The following is a 14604-nucleotide window of genomic DNA, read 5'->3' as shown; positions in this document are numbered from 1 at the left end:
ATAGGAATGAGGGAGCTTTAGCGGCTCGTGCCAGTGGGGGTGAGCTGCAACTGCACCAGATGGGTTTCGGCCATCTCGGGCTTTTGGATGTCGCTGGGGCCGAGGACCGTGACCTTGGGTAGCGGACCTTTGACCATGGCGACTTCATCGCAGGCGTAGAGGCGCGGGCAGGTCTGGCAGTCCTTGTAGATCTTGTCGGGCATGGCATCGCGTTCAGCGACGCGAAAACCAAGATGCTCGAAGTAGGCGGGGATACGGGTGAAGAGGCAGACGGACATGATCTGATGCTCTTCGGCTTCTGCCATGAGAGCTTCGAGGATGGCGTCGCCTGCGCCGAGCCCGCGGGCTTCGGGCTTGACGACGATGGAGCGGACCTCGGCGAGATGTGGGCCGTAGAGGTGGAGCGCGCCACAGCCGATGAATTCATGCTCACCATCTTCTTTCGCGATGCAGGCTACGGTGAAGTCGCGGATGTTCTCGCAGATCTCGGCATACGAGCGGCGCAGGAGTGTGCCGTCGTGCGAGAGGGAGTTCACGAGGTCGAAGACGTTGCGCGCGTCCTGCAGGTGGGCTTTGTGGACCGTGATCATGCGGAACTCTGGCGTGGAGGGCGAGAGGCTTCGCGTGGGCGTGCCCAGGTCTGCGTTCTGCAGATCGTTGGTGGCGTCGGACTGGGTGGTGGTGTCAGGCAACTACGGGTTCCTCGGGGTTGGTGGTGGTTCAAAAGCAGATCCTTCGCTGCGCTCAGGATGACAATGTTAAATGTGAGGGCAGCGATTTAGCTCAGGATGACGGTTGTAAAGATTGAACGCGGGTCTTTGCTGTGGTGAGGGCTTCGGCGACGCGGTGGGTTGCGGTGCCGCCGGTGACGTCGTGGCAATCGAGTGTGGCCTTGAGCGTGATGGCGTCGAAGAAGTCTGCGGCGAAGTAATCGCTGAGTTCGCGAAGGTCGGCGATGGGGAGAGCATTGAGTTCCAACCCCTTGTCTAGGCCGAGGCGGACGGCGTTGCCGATGACCTCATGCGCCTTGCGGAAGGGTAGGCCCTTGTTGCTGAGGTAGGTGGCGGCGGCCATCGCGTTGAGGTAGCCGGACTCGGCTGCCTGCTGCATGCGGGCGGTGCGGAAGGTGAGCTTGTGCGTGAAGTTGGGCAGCACGCTGAAGAGGCCCGCGAGGGTGTCGGCGATGTCGAAGATCTGCTCCTGGCCTTCCTGCAGGTCCTTGTTGTAGGCGAGAGGCAGGCCTTTGACGAGGGTTGCGAGGGCGGTGGCGGACCCGAGCAGGCGAGCGGACTTGCCTCGGGTGAGCTCGGTGAGATCGGGGTTCTTCTTCTGCGGCATCGCGGAGGAGCCAGTGGAGAAGGCCTCAGGAAGATCGACGAAGCCGAACTCGGCGGTGGCGTAGAGGGTGAGTTCTTCGCTGAAGCGCGAGATGTGGATGCCGAGGGTGGAGGCTGCCTGCGCGAAGTCGAGCATAAAGTCGCGGTCGGAGGTAGCGTCCATGGAGTTGGGTGTAGGCGCGGTGAAGCCTAGGGCCTTCGCGGCGATCGAGCGATCGAGTGCGAGCGTGGCGCCTGCGATGGCTCCGCTGCCAAGGGGGCAGAAGTTCATGCGGTTGCGCGCGTCGACGAAGCGGGAGAAATCGCGTTCGAGCATGGAGACGTAGGCGAGGAGCCAGTGCGGGATGAGCACCGGCTCGGCGCGCTGGAGGTGCGTGTAGCCTGGCATAACGGCGTCGCTGTTTGCTTCTGCCAACGCGATGAGGGCGAGCATCCATTCGCGGAGGCCGGAGAGGGTGGCGTCGATGGCATCGCGCACGAAGAGGCGCATGTCGGTGGCGATCTGCTCGTTGCGGCTGCGGCCGGTGTGGAGCTTGAGGGCGAGGGTGCCGACCTCGCGTGTGAGTTCGAGCTCGACGTAGTGGTGGATGTCTTCGGCCTGCGGCGCGGAGGCGACGATGGCGGAGGCGACCTGTGAGTTGGAGGTCTCGTAGTCTACCTGGCCGCTGGTGGCGCTGATGCGGTGCGCCCAGTTGAGGGGGCGCTGCGCTACGGCGTCTAGGCCGGTGAGCATCTTCTCGAGTTCGTCGGGGGTGAGGATGCCGGCGGCGGCGATGGTCTGCGCGTGTGCCTTGCTGGCGGCGACCTCCTGCGGGATCAGGCGCCAGTCAAAGGGGAAACTGCGCTGCCACTGCTCGAAGGTTCGGTCGAGGGGCTCGCGGAAGCGGCCGGACCACATTTTGGTTGGTTGCGATGACATATTTGGTTCTCGATCTCTAATCGATTGTGATGCGGCAGTTTATAAAGCCAAAGTGCTCTTGTATGGAATACGAGAGAGCAAATTGAATGGTATTCCGCGCCAGCGCGTTTTTTCGAGAATCTGACGAATCGGCTTTGGCAATTCATCCGCACTTAGGGGAGCTATCGGTATCGCAACGCGAAAGTAATTTGTCCTTTCGCTGGCATAGGTCTCGATATCGAATGAGTACAAGCCGCGACACGCCATCCTGGCGAATGATTTTAAGTAGCACTCAGTCGGATCGCTGACCTCTCTTGTGAGTTCGGGGTCAACCTTGTATTCAGAGCTAAGAACAAGCTCTTGTTCAAAGTAGTTGAGGAGCGTTGCTTGATTTCCTATGCTTTCGACAACTGAATTGGGCAGGCGCTTGAATCCAGCAGTTGTGAAATGTGCGATTTGGGCCTCATCATCAACGCAGAACCAATCAAAGTCCGTTTCCATTTGCTGTTCGGTCGTGATCTCCATGGGCTCCTTTCGCTAATGTCGAATCTATATTGCGCCGTTGGCACTTTAAGGCGAATGCTAATCCTTGTCGATGGTGGTGGTGAGCTGTGGCATCTCGGTGCCTTGGCTCAGGTTGATGAGGCCTGACTTGGCGTAGGTCTGGAGCTTGGCGCGGGTGTCGGTGATGTCGAGGTTGCGCATGGTGAGTTGGCCGATGCGGTCCTTGGGGCTGAAGCTCGATTCGGTCTTCTCCATGCTGAGGCGTTCGGGGGCAAAGGTGAGGTTCGGGCTGTCGGTGCTGAGGATGGTGTAGTCGTTGCCGCGGCGCAGTTCGAGGGTGACGCTGCCGGTGATCGGCTTTGCGATCCAGCGCTGGGCGGCTTCGCGCAGCATGAGGGCTTGGGGGTCGAACCACCGACCCTGGTAAAGAAGCCGACCGAGTTTGCGGCCGTTCTCGCGGTACTGCTCGATGGTGTCCTCATTGTGGATGCCGGTGATGAGGCGCTCGTAGGCGATGAAGAGCAGAGCGAGGCCGGGGGCTTCGTAGATGCCGCGCGACTTGGCTTCGATGATGCGGTTCTCGATCTGGTCGGACATGCCGAGGCCGTGGCGACCGCCGACGGTGTTGGCCTCGTACATGAGTGCGACGAGGTCGTCGAAGTGCTTGCCGTTGAGAGCGACGGGGGTGCCTTCTTCGAAGGTGATGGTTACCTCTTCGGGCTTGACGTCGACGTCGCCCTTCCAGAACGAGACGCCGCCCATGATGGGAGCGACGATCTTCATGCTGGTGGTGAGGTGTTCAAGGTCCTTGGCTTCGTGCGTTGCGCCGAGGAGGTTGGAGTCGGTGGAGTAGGCCTTCTCGGTCGACATTTTGTAGTCGAAGCCGGAGGCGATGAGGAACTCGGACATCTCCTTGCGGCCGCCGAGCTCGTCGATGAACTGCGTGTCGAGCCAGGGCTTGTAGACCTTAAGGTCGGGGTTGACGAGCAAGCCGTAGCGGTAGAAGCGTTCGATGTCGTTGCCCTTGAAGGTGGAGCCGTCACCCCAGATGTTGACGCCGTCTTCCTTCATGGCGGTGACGAGCATGGTGCCGGTGACGGCGCGGCCAATGGGCGTGGTGTTGAAGTAGGTGATGCCCGCGGTGGAGATGTGGAAGGCTCCAGCCTGCAGAGCGGCGATGCCTTCGCGGACGAGCGGACCGCGTGCGTCGATGAGGCGGGCCTTCTCGGCGCCGTATTCGAGCGCCTTGCGCGGGATGGCCTCGTAGTCGGTCTCGTCGGGCTGGCCGAGGTTGGCGGTGTAGGCGTAGGGCAGCGCGCCCTTCTGCTTCATCCAGTGGAGGGCGGCGGAGGTGTCGAGGCCGCCGGAGAAGGCGATACCGACCTTTTGGCCGGTGGGGAGGGATTCGAGAATGACGGACATGATCTATAGACCTTTTGAATTATGCTTTGGGCCGAATCAATAGATCCGGATTATGAGACCCTCGGGGGTCAACGCTAGGAAGCCTTCAGCCTTCACCTTGAGTGGAGCGCCGTTCACGTTAGTTTTGGTATCGAACGTCATGGGGAACAATTCCTCATCGCGTCCTAAAAGATTCATGCTGCTGCTCACCCGAGCATCCCACTCGATTGTGTATTGCATGCGACCAAGCCATAAGTTCACCTGGCCGGTTGGCAGCAAGATGTTCGGCTGCACACAACTGATGTCATCAGGTGGGCCAGAGTAGAGATAGCCTTCGCCGCGAGCTCCATTGCCAAAGGTGACGTCTGCAGCGACAACGTAAACTCCCGGAGAGTAACCCGGAACTTCGAGATCTTCAGACGGCTTTACAGTTGCTTCGTCTTGGTCTTCGACGTCCTCTTCGTCAGAGCAGAACTCCCAGATCAGATGCTCCAAGAAGTCTTGGGCGGAAAGATCGTAGATCTGCTTCCTAATTTGTTCTTTCGCCATAGTTGAGAGACCTTTATGCATCGTTGCTAATCCGAGCGAAACGCAGATTCCCTTCGGAAATGACAAACAAAATGCTACTTGCGGCGAGTGGGTTTTGGGAGACGCTTTGCGCCGCCGAGGAGCATGAGGGTGATGGCCTTCTGGGCGTGCATACGGTTTTCGGCCTGGTCGAAGACTACGGACTGGGGGCCGTCGAGGACTGCGTCGGTGACCTCGGCTCCGCGGTGGGCGGGGAGGCAGTGCATAAAGACTGCTGACTCCTGTGCGAGCGCCATTAACTGTTCGTTGACCTGGAAGGGCTTGAAGATGGGGGCGCGGCGGGCGGCTTCGTGCTCCTGACCCATGCTTGTGCAGACGTCGGTGTAGATGGCGTCGGCGCCGGTGGCGGCCTTGACGGGGTCGTTGGTGAGGGTGAGGGTCGCGCCGGTCTGTTCGGCGATCTCGATGGCCTTGTGGACGATCTCCAGCTTCGGAGCGAAATTCTTAGGGGTAGCAACCGTCACGTGGACGCCGAGGAGCGCGCCAGCGAGCATGAGGGAGTGGCAGACGTTATTGCCGTCGCCGACGTAGGTGAACTTGAGGCCTTCGACGGAGCCGAAGCGCTCTTCGAGGGTGAGGAAGTCGGCGATGGCCTGGCAGGGGTGCTCGAGGTCGGAGAGTGCATTGATGACGGGCACGCGGGAGTTCGCGGCGAGTTCGAGGATGGTCTCGTGCGAGTAGGTGCGGAGGACGATGACGTGCATCCAGCGCTCAAGGTTGCGGGCGACGTCGGGGATGGACTCGCGTTCGCCGAGGGGCTCCTTGGTCTGGTCGTAGAACATGGCGTTGCCGCCGGAGGTGTTCATAGCCGTTTCGAAGGTGAGGCGGGTGCGGAGCGATGCCTTCTCGAAGATGAGCACCATCTGCTTGGCATCGAGGGCGTGGCGGAAGTCTTCGGGCGCGGCCTTGACGGCGTGAGCGAGTTCCATGATGGCGGCCATCTCCTGCACGGAGAGATCGGCGATGGAGACGAGGTCACGGCCTGAGATGCCTTTGGCGGTCTCGGTGAAGGCGGTGTCGGACTGGATGCCGAGGGTGGCTTTGGACTTTTCGGATTTGGGTGCGTTCATGACGATGGTCTTGTTATCCATAGGGGGTTCTCAGTTCTCAGTTGTTTGTTCTCAGTTGTATGTCGATGACACTTCTTGGGGCCGGTCTCTATTTTCGTTCTTGTGAACTTACGACGGAGAACTGAGAACCGATGTGTTGCGTGAGAAGTTCGTCGAGTGCGGCGATCGTCTGGTCGACGTGATGTGTGGTGATGAGGTAGGGCGGCAGGAAGCGCAGAACGGTTTCGTGCGTGCGGTTGAGGATGATGTGGCGCTTGAGCATCTCGCCGAGGACGGACTTTGCGAGGTCGGCGGAGTGCAGTTCGAGGCCGATCATGAGGCCCTTGCCGCGCACTTCCTTGATGGCGTCGTGCTTCGACTGTAGAGAGCGAAGCTGCGCGAGGAAGTAGTTGCCGACGGAGTTGACGTGGTCGAGCAGATGCGCGCGCTTGATCTCGTCGATGACGGCGATGGCGACTCCCACTGCCAAGGGGTTTCCACCGAAAGTGGTCCCGTGCATGCCGGGGGTGATCGAGCGAGCAGCGGCGTCGGTGCAGAGCATCGCGCCGATGGGAACGCCGCCAGCCATGGGCTTAGCGAGGGTGGTGACGTCGGGCAGGACGCTGTAGTGCTGGTAGGCGCACCACTTGCCGGTGCGGCCCATGCCGGACTGGATCTCGTCGCAGAGGAGGAGCGCGCCGGTGGAGTCACAGAGTTCGCGGGCGACGGTGAGGAACTCGTCGGTGACGGGGTTGATGCCGCCTTCGCCCTGAAGGACTTCAAGGGCGATGCCGCAGACTTCGTTGGAGAAGGCAGCGCGCAGGGCGGCGACGTCGTTGGCGGGGACGAAGACGACGTCGGGCATCACGGGCATAAAGGGCTCGCGGTACTTGGCCTTGTGTGTGGTGGCGACGGAGCCGATGGTGCGGCCGTGGAAGCTGTTTTCGAGCGCGATGAAGCGGGTGCCGATGTGTTTGCCTTCGGAGCGAAGCATCTCTGCGTTGGCGCGGGCGAGCTTCAGTGCGGCCTCCCAGGCTTCGGTGCCGGAGTTGCAGAAGAAGACGCGGTCGAGGCCTGTCAGCTCAGTCAAACGCAAAGCAAGCTCTGTAGTCCCGCGATGGTAGAAGAGGTTGCTGGTGTGGATAAGCTGGTGCGCCTGCGTGGTGATCGCGGAGTTGATCGCCGGATGGTTGTAGCCGAGGGCGCAGACGCCGATGCCGGAGAGCAGGTCGAGGTAGTCGGTGCCGTGCTCGTCGCGCAGATGGACGCCGTTGCCGGAGACGAAGAGCAGCGGATAGCGCTCGTAGGTCTGGAGGAGAAGACGGGATTCGGCCGCCTGGAGTTCGGCGAGGGTGGTTTCGTTCGTGACGGACATGTTCGTGGTCCTCGTGAGTCGCGGTGAAAATGGTTCGAACAGCTGAGATGGGATGGGGAGCGTCGGGGTTCTTCGGCTACCCCTTCGATGCTCTCAGGGTCCGCTCAGAATGACAGAGTTGTGAAAGATATCGTCGGGTCATGCTGCGATTACCTCCGTTCCATCATTAACGCGGGAGCTGATCAGGTCGGGTAAAAGTGCCGCGGACTGTGCGGGCAGAATGCGGACTCTGCGGACGCCTGCAGTGAGAGCGTCTTTGCAGGCCTTGAGCTTGGGCAGCATGCCGCCGGTGACGACGGCTGAAGCTTCGAGTGCGGGGATTTCTTTGAGGGAGAGCCAGCGCATGACGTTGCCGTCCGCGCCTTTGACACCGGGTACGTCGGTGAGGAAGACGAGGGCGTCGGCGTTGGTGGCGACGGCAGTGGCGGAGGCCATCTCATCGGCGTTGATGTTGTAGTACTCGCCGTCGAAACCGAGGGCGATGGAGCTGATGACGGGAACTGCGCCCATGGTCCAGATGGCGTCGAGCCACTTGGGGTCGGTCGCGGCGATCTCGCCGACGAAGCCGAGGTCCGGGTTGGTCTTCTTCTTGCGTGCGCGGAAGACGTGGCCATCGCCGCCGGTAAGGCCCATGGCTTCCTGACCGCATTGCGTGAGAGCAGCTACGAGCGTCTTGTTGACTCGACCGCCGAGCACCATGAGGGCGGCGTCGCGGGTTTCGGCGTCGGTGATGCGGAGACCGGCGACGAACTCGGACTTCTTGCCCATCTGGTCGAGGAGCTTGGTGAGCTGGACGCCGCCGCCGTGAACGATGGCGACCTTGTGGCCGTCCTGGGCGAGCTGGGTGATGGCCTTGGCGCAGGTGTGCAGGAGCTCTGCATCCTGGAGGGTGGCGCCGCCGAGTTTGACTACGTATTTCATGGGTACTCCAAAAGCAAAAGCGGGGTGAAAAGGTTCGAGCGGTTTGGTTGAGGCGAGCGCGATCGGGGTTCTTCGACTGCGGGCTATGCCCTTCGCTCAGAATGACGGAGATTTGTGGAGGTCATCGGAGGCCTTCGGATTGGGGGAAGCCTGCCATGAGGTTCATGTTCTGGATGGCCTGGGAGGCTGCGCCTTTCAGGAGGTTGTCGAGGCAGGAGATGATGACGAGCCTGTGGCCGTTCGGCGCGAGCTGGAAGCCGAGATCACAGAAGCTGGTGCGGACGACGTGCTGGATCTGCGGGAGGGCGGGGGAGCGACGAACGCGAACCATGGGGGCATCGGCGTAGAAGTCTTCGAAACACGACTGCATACTTATGATGCTCCCGGGGGAGGCGAGACGCACGTAAATCGTCGATAAAATACCGCGCGGAATGGGGAGCAGGTGGGGCGTGAACTGGATCTGCGAGCCATTGAGATGGAGTTGTTCGAGCAGCTCGCCGGTGTGGCGATGGCCGAAGACCGCATAGGCGGAGAGATTATCGGCCGCGTACATGAAGTGCGTGCCGGGTGTGGGTGCCTTGCCAGCGCCGGAGACGCCGGACTTGGCGTCGCAGATGATGCCGTGGTCGAGGTCGACGAGATTGGCGCGAAGGAGCGGCGCGAGCGCGAGGATGATGGAGGTCGCATAGCAGCCGGGGTTGGCGACGAGGCGAGCGGTCTTGATCTGCTCTGCGTGCAGCTCGGGTGAGCCGTAGACCGCTTCCGTTTGGAGCTGGGCGGCGGCTGCTGGATCGGCGTCGGTGAGCTTATAGACGGCGCGGTTGGACTCATGCTGCAGGCGCCAGGCTCCGCTGAGGTCGATGACGCGGATGCCTGCGGCGATGGCAGCGGGGACGTCTTCACGCGACTGCTCGTGCGGTGTCGCGAGGAAGAGTATATCGACGCCTTCTTCTTTCAGGAGCTTCCAGTCGAAGGGAACGACGGAGAGTTCATCGGCGTGGGGCAGGCCGGAGAGCTGCGGCTGCAGGCTGGTGAGGGCGACGGCTTCAGATCCGGAACGGCCCAGCAGCAGCGGGGGATTGTCTGCGAATTTGGGATGATCGAGGAGCAGGCGTACGAGTTCGCCACCGGAGTAGCCACTGACTCCGAGGACGGCAACTTTTATCGAATTTTTGTTCACACTAGACAAGGTAGGACTCGATTCTGGCCTTGAGGATGGCGGCGGTCGGGTTATCCGGGCAGATAATGAGGACATCGTTATCGCCGGCGATGGTGCCGACGATCTCCTCCCACTCTTCGGAGTCGAGCGAGGCAGCGACGGGCTGAGCTCCGCCCATGGTGGTATGCAGGACAAGTAGATTCTGGGCCTGGCGGATTTCAATGCCGAAGTCGCGCAGGACGGAGGCGGTTTCGGGCATGTCGTCTTCGCCGTCGGCGTTGGAGGGGAGAGCGTAGCCGCTGGGGCCTTTGACGAGTTTGAGCTCGCGGATGTCGCGCGAGAGCGTGGCCTGCGTGGCCTGAATGCCGCGGGTCACGAGGTGCTTACGCAGCTCGTCCTGGTTGGTGATGGTCGTCTTCACCAGCAGGTCTTTGATCGCGTTGTGTCGTTGGCTTTTCATGCATTACTCTTAGTGAGACACGGGAAGCATTAAGAAAACAAAAACGTGACGCCTCGAAAGAGCGCCACGGGTGGATTTCCTCAACCTGCCGAGTTGGCTAGGCTGCATAAAAATCCACTTCTCATGTATAAATATGCAAAAGCACCTTGTCAAGGCTGGATCAGCAGCCTATGTTGGGCGGACCGGTCTTATGGGTCCGCGGATTAGCAATATTTCACGGGGAGAGGGGCCGCGACGCCCTGAATCTCCCGAGAAACGGAAGTATAGTTAGCTATGTCCCATAATTTTGCCAAGAACGGACACGCTGCGACCAAGCGTGTTGTGGAGAAGCAGTACAGGACCGACTCGACGGGGCTTCCCGTTGACCTGCTTCATTCGGACGAACCGACGCTGGTGGACGCCCGGTTTGACCATGACTCGTGCGGCGTAGGGTTTGTGGCGTCGGTGCTTGGCAAATACAGCCATAAAATTCTGGAAGACGCGCTGACGGCGCTGGTGCGCCTGGCGCATCGCGGAGCTGTGGCTGCGGACGGAGCCAGCTCGGACGGCATCGGTGTGATGACGAGCGTGCCGAGGGCACTGCTGTTGAAGTCTACCGGTGTAACGCTCGCCGACGATGCGCCGCTGGGCGTGGGCATGATCTTTCTGCCCAAGGAAGAGATGCGGGCCGAGGCGGTGATCGAGAGCTCGCTGCGATCGCAGGGGTTGACGGTGCTAGCCTGGCGCGATGTGCCGGTGCGGCCCGAGGTGCTGGGTGAGATTGCGTTGAGCACCATGCCGAAGATTCGGCAGGTGCTGGTGGCGGATGCGCGGGAGCCGAAGGCTGGCAATCAGTATCCGAAGGTGACGATGCCTGATCCGCAGTCGCCGGAGTACGAAGAGTGCATGGAACGTCGGCTGTACATGGCACGCAAGCAGTTCGAGCGTGCGGTAGAGCTGGGCGAGGTGACGGGCTACGTCTGTTCGATGTCGACGACGACGCTGGTCTATAAGTCGATGTGCATGGGCACGCTGCTGCCGCAGTTCTATCCGGATCTGGCTGATCCGAGCTATGTGACGCGGTTCGCGCTGTTCCATCAGCGCTATGCGACGAACACGACGCCCGCGTGGCATCGAGCGCAGCCGGGCCGCAAGCTGGGGCATAACGGCGAGATCAACACCGTGTGGGGAAACCGCAGCCGCATGGCGGCGCGCGACTTCACGCTTCCGGTGGAGTGCAAGCCGGTGTTGACGAAGGACGGAACGGATTCGACGAGCCTTGACGAGACGATCGAGATGATCAGTCAGAATGGCCGCACGATCTCCGAGAGTGTACGTATGCTGCTGCCGCCTGCTCGTGCGACGGTGCATTACGAGAGCCCGTTCCTGCAATATCACTCCGGTTGCACGGAGCCGTGGGATGGACCTGCGGCGATTGCGTACTCGGATGGTGTGGCTGTGGGAGCTGCGTTGGATCGCAATGGTCTGCGGCCTTGTCGATATGCAATCACGACCGATGGCATTGTGGTGGCAGGCAGCGAGGCTGGCCTGGTCGATCTCGATCCGGGCACCGTGCTGGAGAGCGGACGGCTTGGTCCGGGACAGATGATTGCGCTCGATATGGACGAGCACGCGATCTATCACAATGAAGAGATGCTGCATGCGTTCGACGCGAAGGCAACGTACGCGAAGCTGGTGGAGGACACTCCGCTGCTGCCGCTCGAAGTCGAGCCTGCAGGCGATCTGAGCCACCTGCATAAGGGTTTTGGCTACTCGCAGGAAGATCTGAAGATGATTCTGCAGCCGATGGCTGCAACGGGTAAGGACGCGGTGTGGTCCATGGGGGATGACACACCGCTGGCGTTCCTGGCGAAGAGCCCGCGACCGCTGTATGCGTACTTCCGGCAGCGATTTGCGCAGGTGACGAACCCTGCGATCGATCCGCTGCGCGAAGCTGTGGTGGTGAAGATGAGCACGCGCTTTGGTCCGTGGGCGCATCTGCTGGATAAGAACGCTCCGCTGCCGGGTATCGCGCTGAAGTCTGTGTTTCTTTCATTGGGGCAGATGGCTGCGCTGCGTGCGAAGACGTATCCGCATGCGGATTCGCTGCGACTGGAAGAGCTGCCGTGTGTGTTCGCTCCGAACTTTACGCTGGTGCAGGCGCTCGATAATCTCTGCCGTCAGTCGGTCGAGTTGGTGCGCAATGGTGCTCGACTGCTGCTGATGACGGACCGTTCTGCGAGTGCGACGCTGCTGCCGATACCGATGGCGATGGCGGCCGGTGCGGTGCATCAGGCGCTGGTGGATGCCGGTCTGCGCACGCTGACGGGCATTGCCGTGGAGGCTGGAGACTGTCGCGATATTCATCATGCCGCGGTACTCGTTGGCTATGGCGTCGGAGCGGTTTGTCCGTGGCTGGCGCTGGAGACGGCGAAGTCGCTGCAGCCTGAGGGTGTCGACGGCGAAACGCTGATGCTGAAGGCACTTGATGCCGGGCTGGCGAAGGTGATGTCGAAGATGGGTATCTCGGTGCTGGACAGCTACCGTGGCGCGCACCAGTTCGACATTCTGGGTCTGCATAAGAGTGTGGTGGAGCGGTGCTTCCCGAATACGCCTGCGCCGCTTTCGGGCATTGGATTTTCAGAGCTGGATCGGCGCCTGCGCTTGAGCTGGTTGTCTGCGGAAGAGGTCGCCGCGCTGCCGGACTTTGGCTGGGTCCGCTTCCGAAAGACCGAAGGCGCTGAGCCGCATTCGTGGCAGCCGCCGACGGTGAAGGCGTTGCAGACGGTGGTAGGCAGCGCGCGTGGCGTGGCTGCCTCGACAGATCCGGCAAGCGCGTTCCAGATCTTCAGTCGCAACATGGATGCACGCGAGACGGTGACGCTGCGTGATCTGCTGGAGATTCGACCGGCGGGTGAGGAGTTGTCGCTGGATGAGGTGGAGAAGCCGGAGAGCCTGTGCACGAAGTTCATTGCGAGTGCGATGAGCCTTGGTTCGCTAAGCCCGGAGGCGCACCAGACGATTACGGCTGCGATGAATCAGCTCGGCGCTCGGTCGAATACGGGTGAGGGTGGCGAGGATCGTGACGTTTACAAGCCGCAAGGTTCTGGGCCGGGCGGTATGCCTTCCCACCTTAGCGACGATAAGGCCGTCGCGAAGATGGGGCACCTGGAGACTGGCGGCGGTGCTGCCGTCGCGGAACTCGTGAGTGCGCCTGCGATCCACTACAACCTGAATAACAAGATCAAGCAGATTGCTTCAGGTCGCTTCGGTGTGACGGCGGAGTATCTGGCGCACGCGGAGGAGATCGAGATCAAGGTGGCGCAGGGAGCCAAGCCTGGTGAAGGTGGACAGCTGCCGGGGCACAAGGTTTCGGGGCTGATTGCGCGGTTGCGTCATGCGCAGCCGGGAGTGAGTTTGATCTCGCCGCCGCCGCATCATGACATCTACTCGATTGAAGATCTCGCGCAGCTGATCTATGACCTGAAGCGCGTGAATCCGAAGGCGTCTGTCGGTGTGAAGCTGGTTTCGGGGTGCGGTGTGGGCACGGTCGCTGCAGGTGTCGCGAAGGCGTATGCGGATTTTATCGTGGTCGCGGGCAATAATGGCGGCACGGGTGCGGCGGCGCTTTCGAGCATCAAGTACGCGGGCAACCCGTGGGAGCTTGGATTGAGCGAGGCGCAGCAATGTCTGCGTGCGAATGGGATGCGCGACCGTGTGCGTCTGCGGACGGATGGCGGCATCTCGACGGCGCGGGATGTGCTGGTGGCTGCGTTGCTGGGTGCCGACGAGTATGCGTTCGGAACGGCTGTGCTGGTGGCGCTGGGCTGCGATATGGCGCGTCAGTGCCATCTGAATACCTGCCCGACGGGGATTGCGACGCAGCGCGAAGATCTGCGCGCGAAGTTCCGCGGCAAGCCGGAGCACGTGGTGACGTTCTTCCATGAGCTGGCTGCTGATCTGCAGAAGCTGCTGGCGAAGTTCGGTCTGCCGAGCCTCGAGGCGGCGATTGGCCGCGTCGATCTGCTGGAGCAGGTACGCTTCGATGGGAACCTCGACCTGACTCCGGTGCTGTCGCAGATTGGCGAAGGCCCGCTGCACTGGACGGGCGTGAAGAACGTTCGACCGGGTGTCGATAGCCCGCTGGATGAGCCGTGGACGGCACCTGCAATTGAGGCTGCAAAGAAGCAAGAGCCCTACGTGGTGAAGAGCGAGATCACGAACGAGCATCGTGCGGTTGGTGCGCGGCTGAGCGGTGAGCTTTCGGTGCTGAGGATGAAGGGCGAGATCGGCGATGCGGATGTGACGTTCGATCTGCATGGCATCGCCGGACAGAGCTTCGGCGCATTCGCCGGCACGGGGATGAAGCTGATCCTGACCGGGCAGGCGAACGACTTCGTCGGTAAGGGACTGTCGGGCGCTGATTTGATCCTGCGTGCGGAAGGCCGTGCGGCTCATAACAGCTGGGAGCATGTGCTGCTGGGCAACGTGGCGCTGTATGGTGCGACGGCGGGGCGGTTGTTCGCGGCGGGACGCGCGGGCGAGCGGTTCGCGGTGCGGAACTCGGGCGTGACGGCAGTAATTGAAGGTGTGGGGGACCATGCCTGCGAGTACATGACCGGCGGCGTGGTGACGATCCTCGGCGAAGTGGGCATCAACTTCGGCGCGGGTATGACCGGTGGTCTGGCGTGGATCTATGACACGAAGCAGACGATGATCTCAGAGACGCTGTATCACACGGAGTTCCTTGAGGCTCAGCCGTTTGCCGAGGTTGCGGCGGAGAAGCAGGCGTCGTTGAAGGCGCTGATCGCGGAGCATGTCGAGCTGGCGCACAGCTCGCTGGGCAAGCAGTTGCTGGCGAACTGGGAGTCGGAGTCGGCGAAGTTTGTGCTGTTTACTCCGAAGCCGCAGGCGTAAGGGCAGCGAGGAAGAA

General features: G+C 61.4%; 11 protein-coding genes. 1 reads left to right on the top strand and 10 read right to left on the bottom strand.

The features are described 5' to 3' along the window. Positions 1–17: 17 nt before the first annotated feature. From OHL14_RS05805 to OHL14_RS05760, 10 genes are all read right to left on the bottom strand, one after another. A complete protein-coding gene (locus OHL14_RS05805; protein ID WP_263378444.1) occupies positions 18–590 on the bottom strand; it encodes a GNAT family N-acetyltransferase in 573 nt (190 codons plus the stop codon). Positions 591–783: 193 nt separating this feature from the next. Continuing rightward, a complete protein-coding gene (argH, locus tag OHL14_RS05800; protein WP_263378380.1) occupies positions 784–2256 on the bottom strand; it encodes an argininosuccinate lyase in 1473 nt (490 codons plus the stop codon). A gap of 39 nt (positions 2257–2295) precedes the next feature. Beyond that, entirely contained in the window at positions 2296–2760 is a 465-nt protein-coding gene (locus OHL14_RS05795) for a hypothetical protein (protein ID WP_263378379.1), read from the bottom strand. 57 nt (positions 2761–2817) lie between these two features. Further along, positions 2818–4161: an argininosuccinate synthase gene (gene argG, locus OHL14_RS05790; protein ID WP_263378378.1), complete on the bottom strand. Its 1344-nt coding sequence runs from the start codon at positions 4159–4161 to the stop codon at positions 2818–2820. A 36-nt stretch (positions 4162–4197) separates the two neighbouring features. After that, positions 4198–4689, bottom strand: a complete 492-nt coding sequence (locus tag OHL14_RS05785; RefSeq protein ID WP_263378377.1) for a hypothetical protein — start codon at positions 4687–4689, stop codon at positions 4198–4200. A 74-nt stretch (positions 4690–4763) separates the two neighbouring features. After that, positions 4764–5819 (bottom strand): ornithine carbamoyltransferase, encoded by a 1056-nt coding sequence (gene argF, locus OHL14_RS05780; protein WP_263378376.1) that lies wholly within the window; start codon positions 5817–5819, stop codon positions 4764–4766. Positions 5820–5886: 67 nt separating this feature from the next. Further along, on the bottom strand, positions 5887–7152 hold the full coding sequence (locus tag OHL14_RS05775; protein WP_263378375.1) for an aspartate aminotransferase family protein: 1266 nt from the start codon (positions 7150–7152) through the stop codon (positions 5887–5889). Positions 7153–7290: 138 nt separating this feature from the next. Next, the gene (gene argB / locus OHL14_RS05770; RefSeq protein ID WP_263378374.1) at positions 7291–8073 is read right to left on the bottom strand and encodes an acetylglutamate kinase; all 783 of its coding nucleotides are present in this window, start codon (positions 8071–8073) and stop codon (positions 7291–7293) included. Positions 8074–8194: 121 nt separating this feature from the next. Continuing rightward, a complete protein-coding gene (gene argC / locus OHL14_RS05765; protein ID WP_263378373.1) occupies positions 8195–9253 on the bottom strand; it encodes an N-acetyl-gamma-glutamyl-phosphate reductase in 1059 nt (352 codons plus the stop codon). Between the two features lies 1 nt (position 9254). After that, positions 9255–9692 (bottom strand): arginine repressor, encoded by a 438-nt coding sequence (locus OHL14_RS05760; RefSeq protein WP_263378372.1) that lies wholly within the window; start codon positions 9690–9692, stop codon positions 9255–9257. A gap of 273 nt (positions 9693–9965) precedes the next feature. Here OHL14_RS05760 and OHL14_RS05755 point away from each other — a divergent pair, with 273 nt between their 5' ends. Further along, positions 9966–14588 carry a glutamate synthase-related protein gene (locus OHL14_RS05755; protein ID WP_263378371.1) on the top strand — a complete coding sequence of 1541 codons (4623 nt, stop codon included), beginning with the start codon at positions 9966–9968 and terminating at the stop codon, positions 14586–14588. The last annotated feature ends 16 nt before the right edge of the window (positions 14589–14604 follow it).

It is taken from the genome of Granulicella paludicola, assembly GCF_025685545.1.
GTDB lineage: Bacteria > Acidobacteriota > Terriglobia > Terriglobales > Acidobacteriaceae > Granulicella > Granulicella paludicola.
The sequence above is the reverse complement of the archived record's forward strand: the minus strand, read 5'-3'. Positions and strand labels throughout refer to the sequence as shown.

Coding starts and splice junctions, on each gene's coding strand:
- OHL14_RS05805 (WP_263378444.1), bottom strand. CDS start 590: ATGATCACGGTCCACAAAGCCCACCTGCAGGACGCGCGCAACGTCTTC.
- argH (WP_263378380.1), bottom strand. CDS start 2,256: ATGTCATCGCAACCAACCAAAATGTGGTCCGGCCGCTTCCGCGAGCCC.
- OHL14_RS05795 (WP_263378379.1), bottom strand. CDS start 2,760: ATGGAGATCACGACCGAACAGCAAATGGAAACGGACTTTGATTGGTTC.
- argG (WP_263378378.1), bottom strand. CDS start 4,161: ATGTCCGTCATTCTCGAATCCCTCCCCACCGGCCAAAAGGTCGGTATC.
- OHL14_RS05785 (WP_263378377.1), bottom strand. CDS start 4,689: ATGGCGAAAGAACAAATTAGGAAGCAGATCTACGATCTTTCCGCCCAA.
- argF (WP_263378376.1), bottom strand. CDS start 5,819: ATGGATAACAAGACCATCGTCATGAACGCACCCAAATCCGAAAAGTCC.
- OHL14_RS05775 (WP_263378375.1), bottom strand. CDS start 7,152: ATGTCCGTCACGAACGAAACCACCCTCGCCGAACTCCAGGCGGCCGAA.
- argB (WP_263378374.1), bottom strand. CDS start 8,073: ATGAAATACGTAGTCAAACTCGGCGGCGCCACCCTCCAGGATGCAGAG.
- OHL14_RS05760 (WP_263378372.1), bottom strand. CDS start 9,692: ATGAAAAGCCAACGACACAACGCGATCAAAGACCTGCTGGTGAAGACG.
- OHL14_RS05755 (WP_263378371.1), top strand. CDS start 9,966: ATGTCCCATAATTTTGCCAAGAACGGACACGCTGCGACCAAGCGTGTT.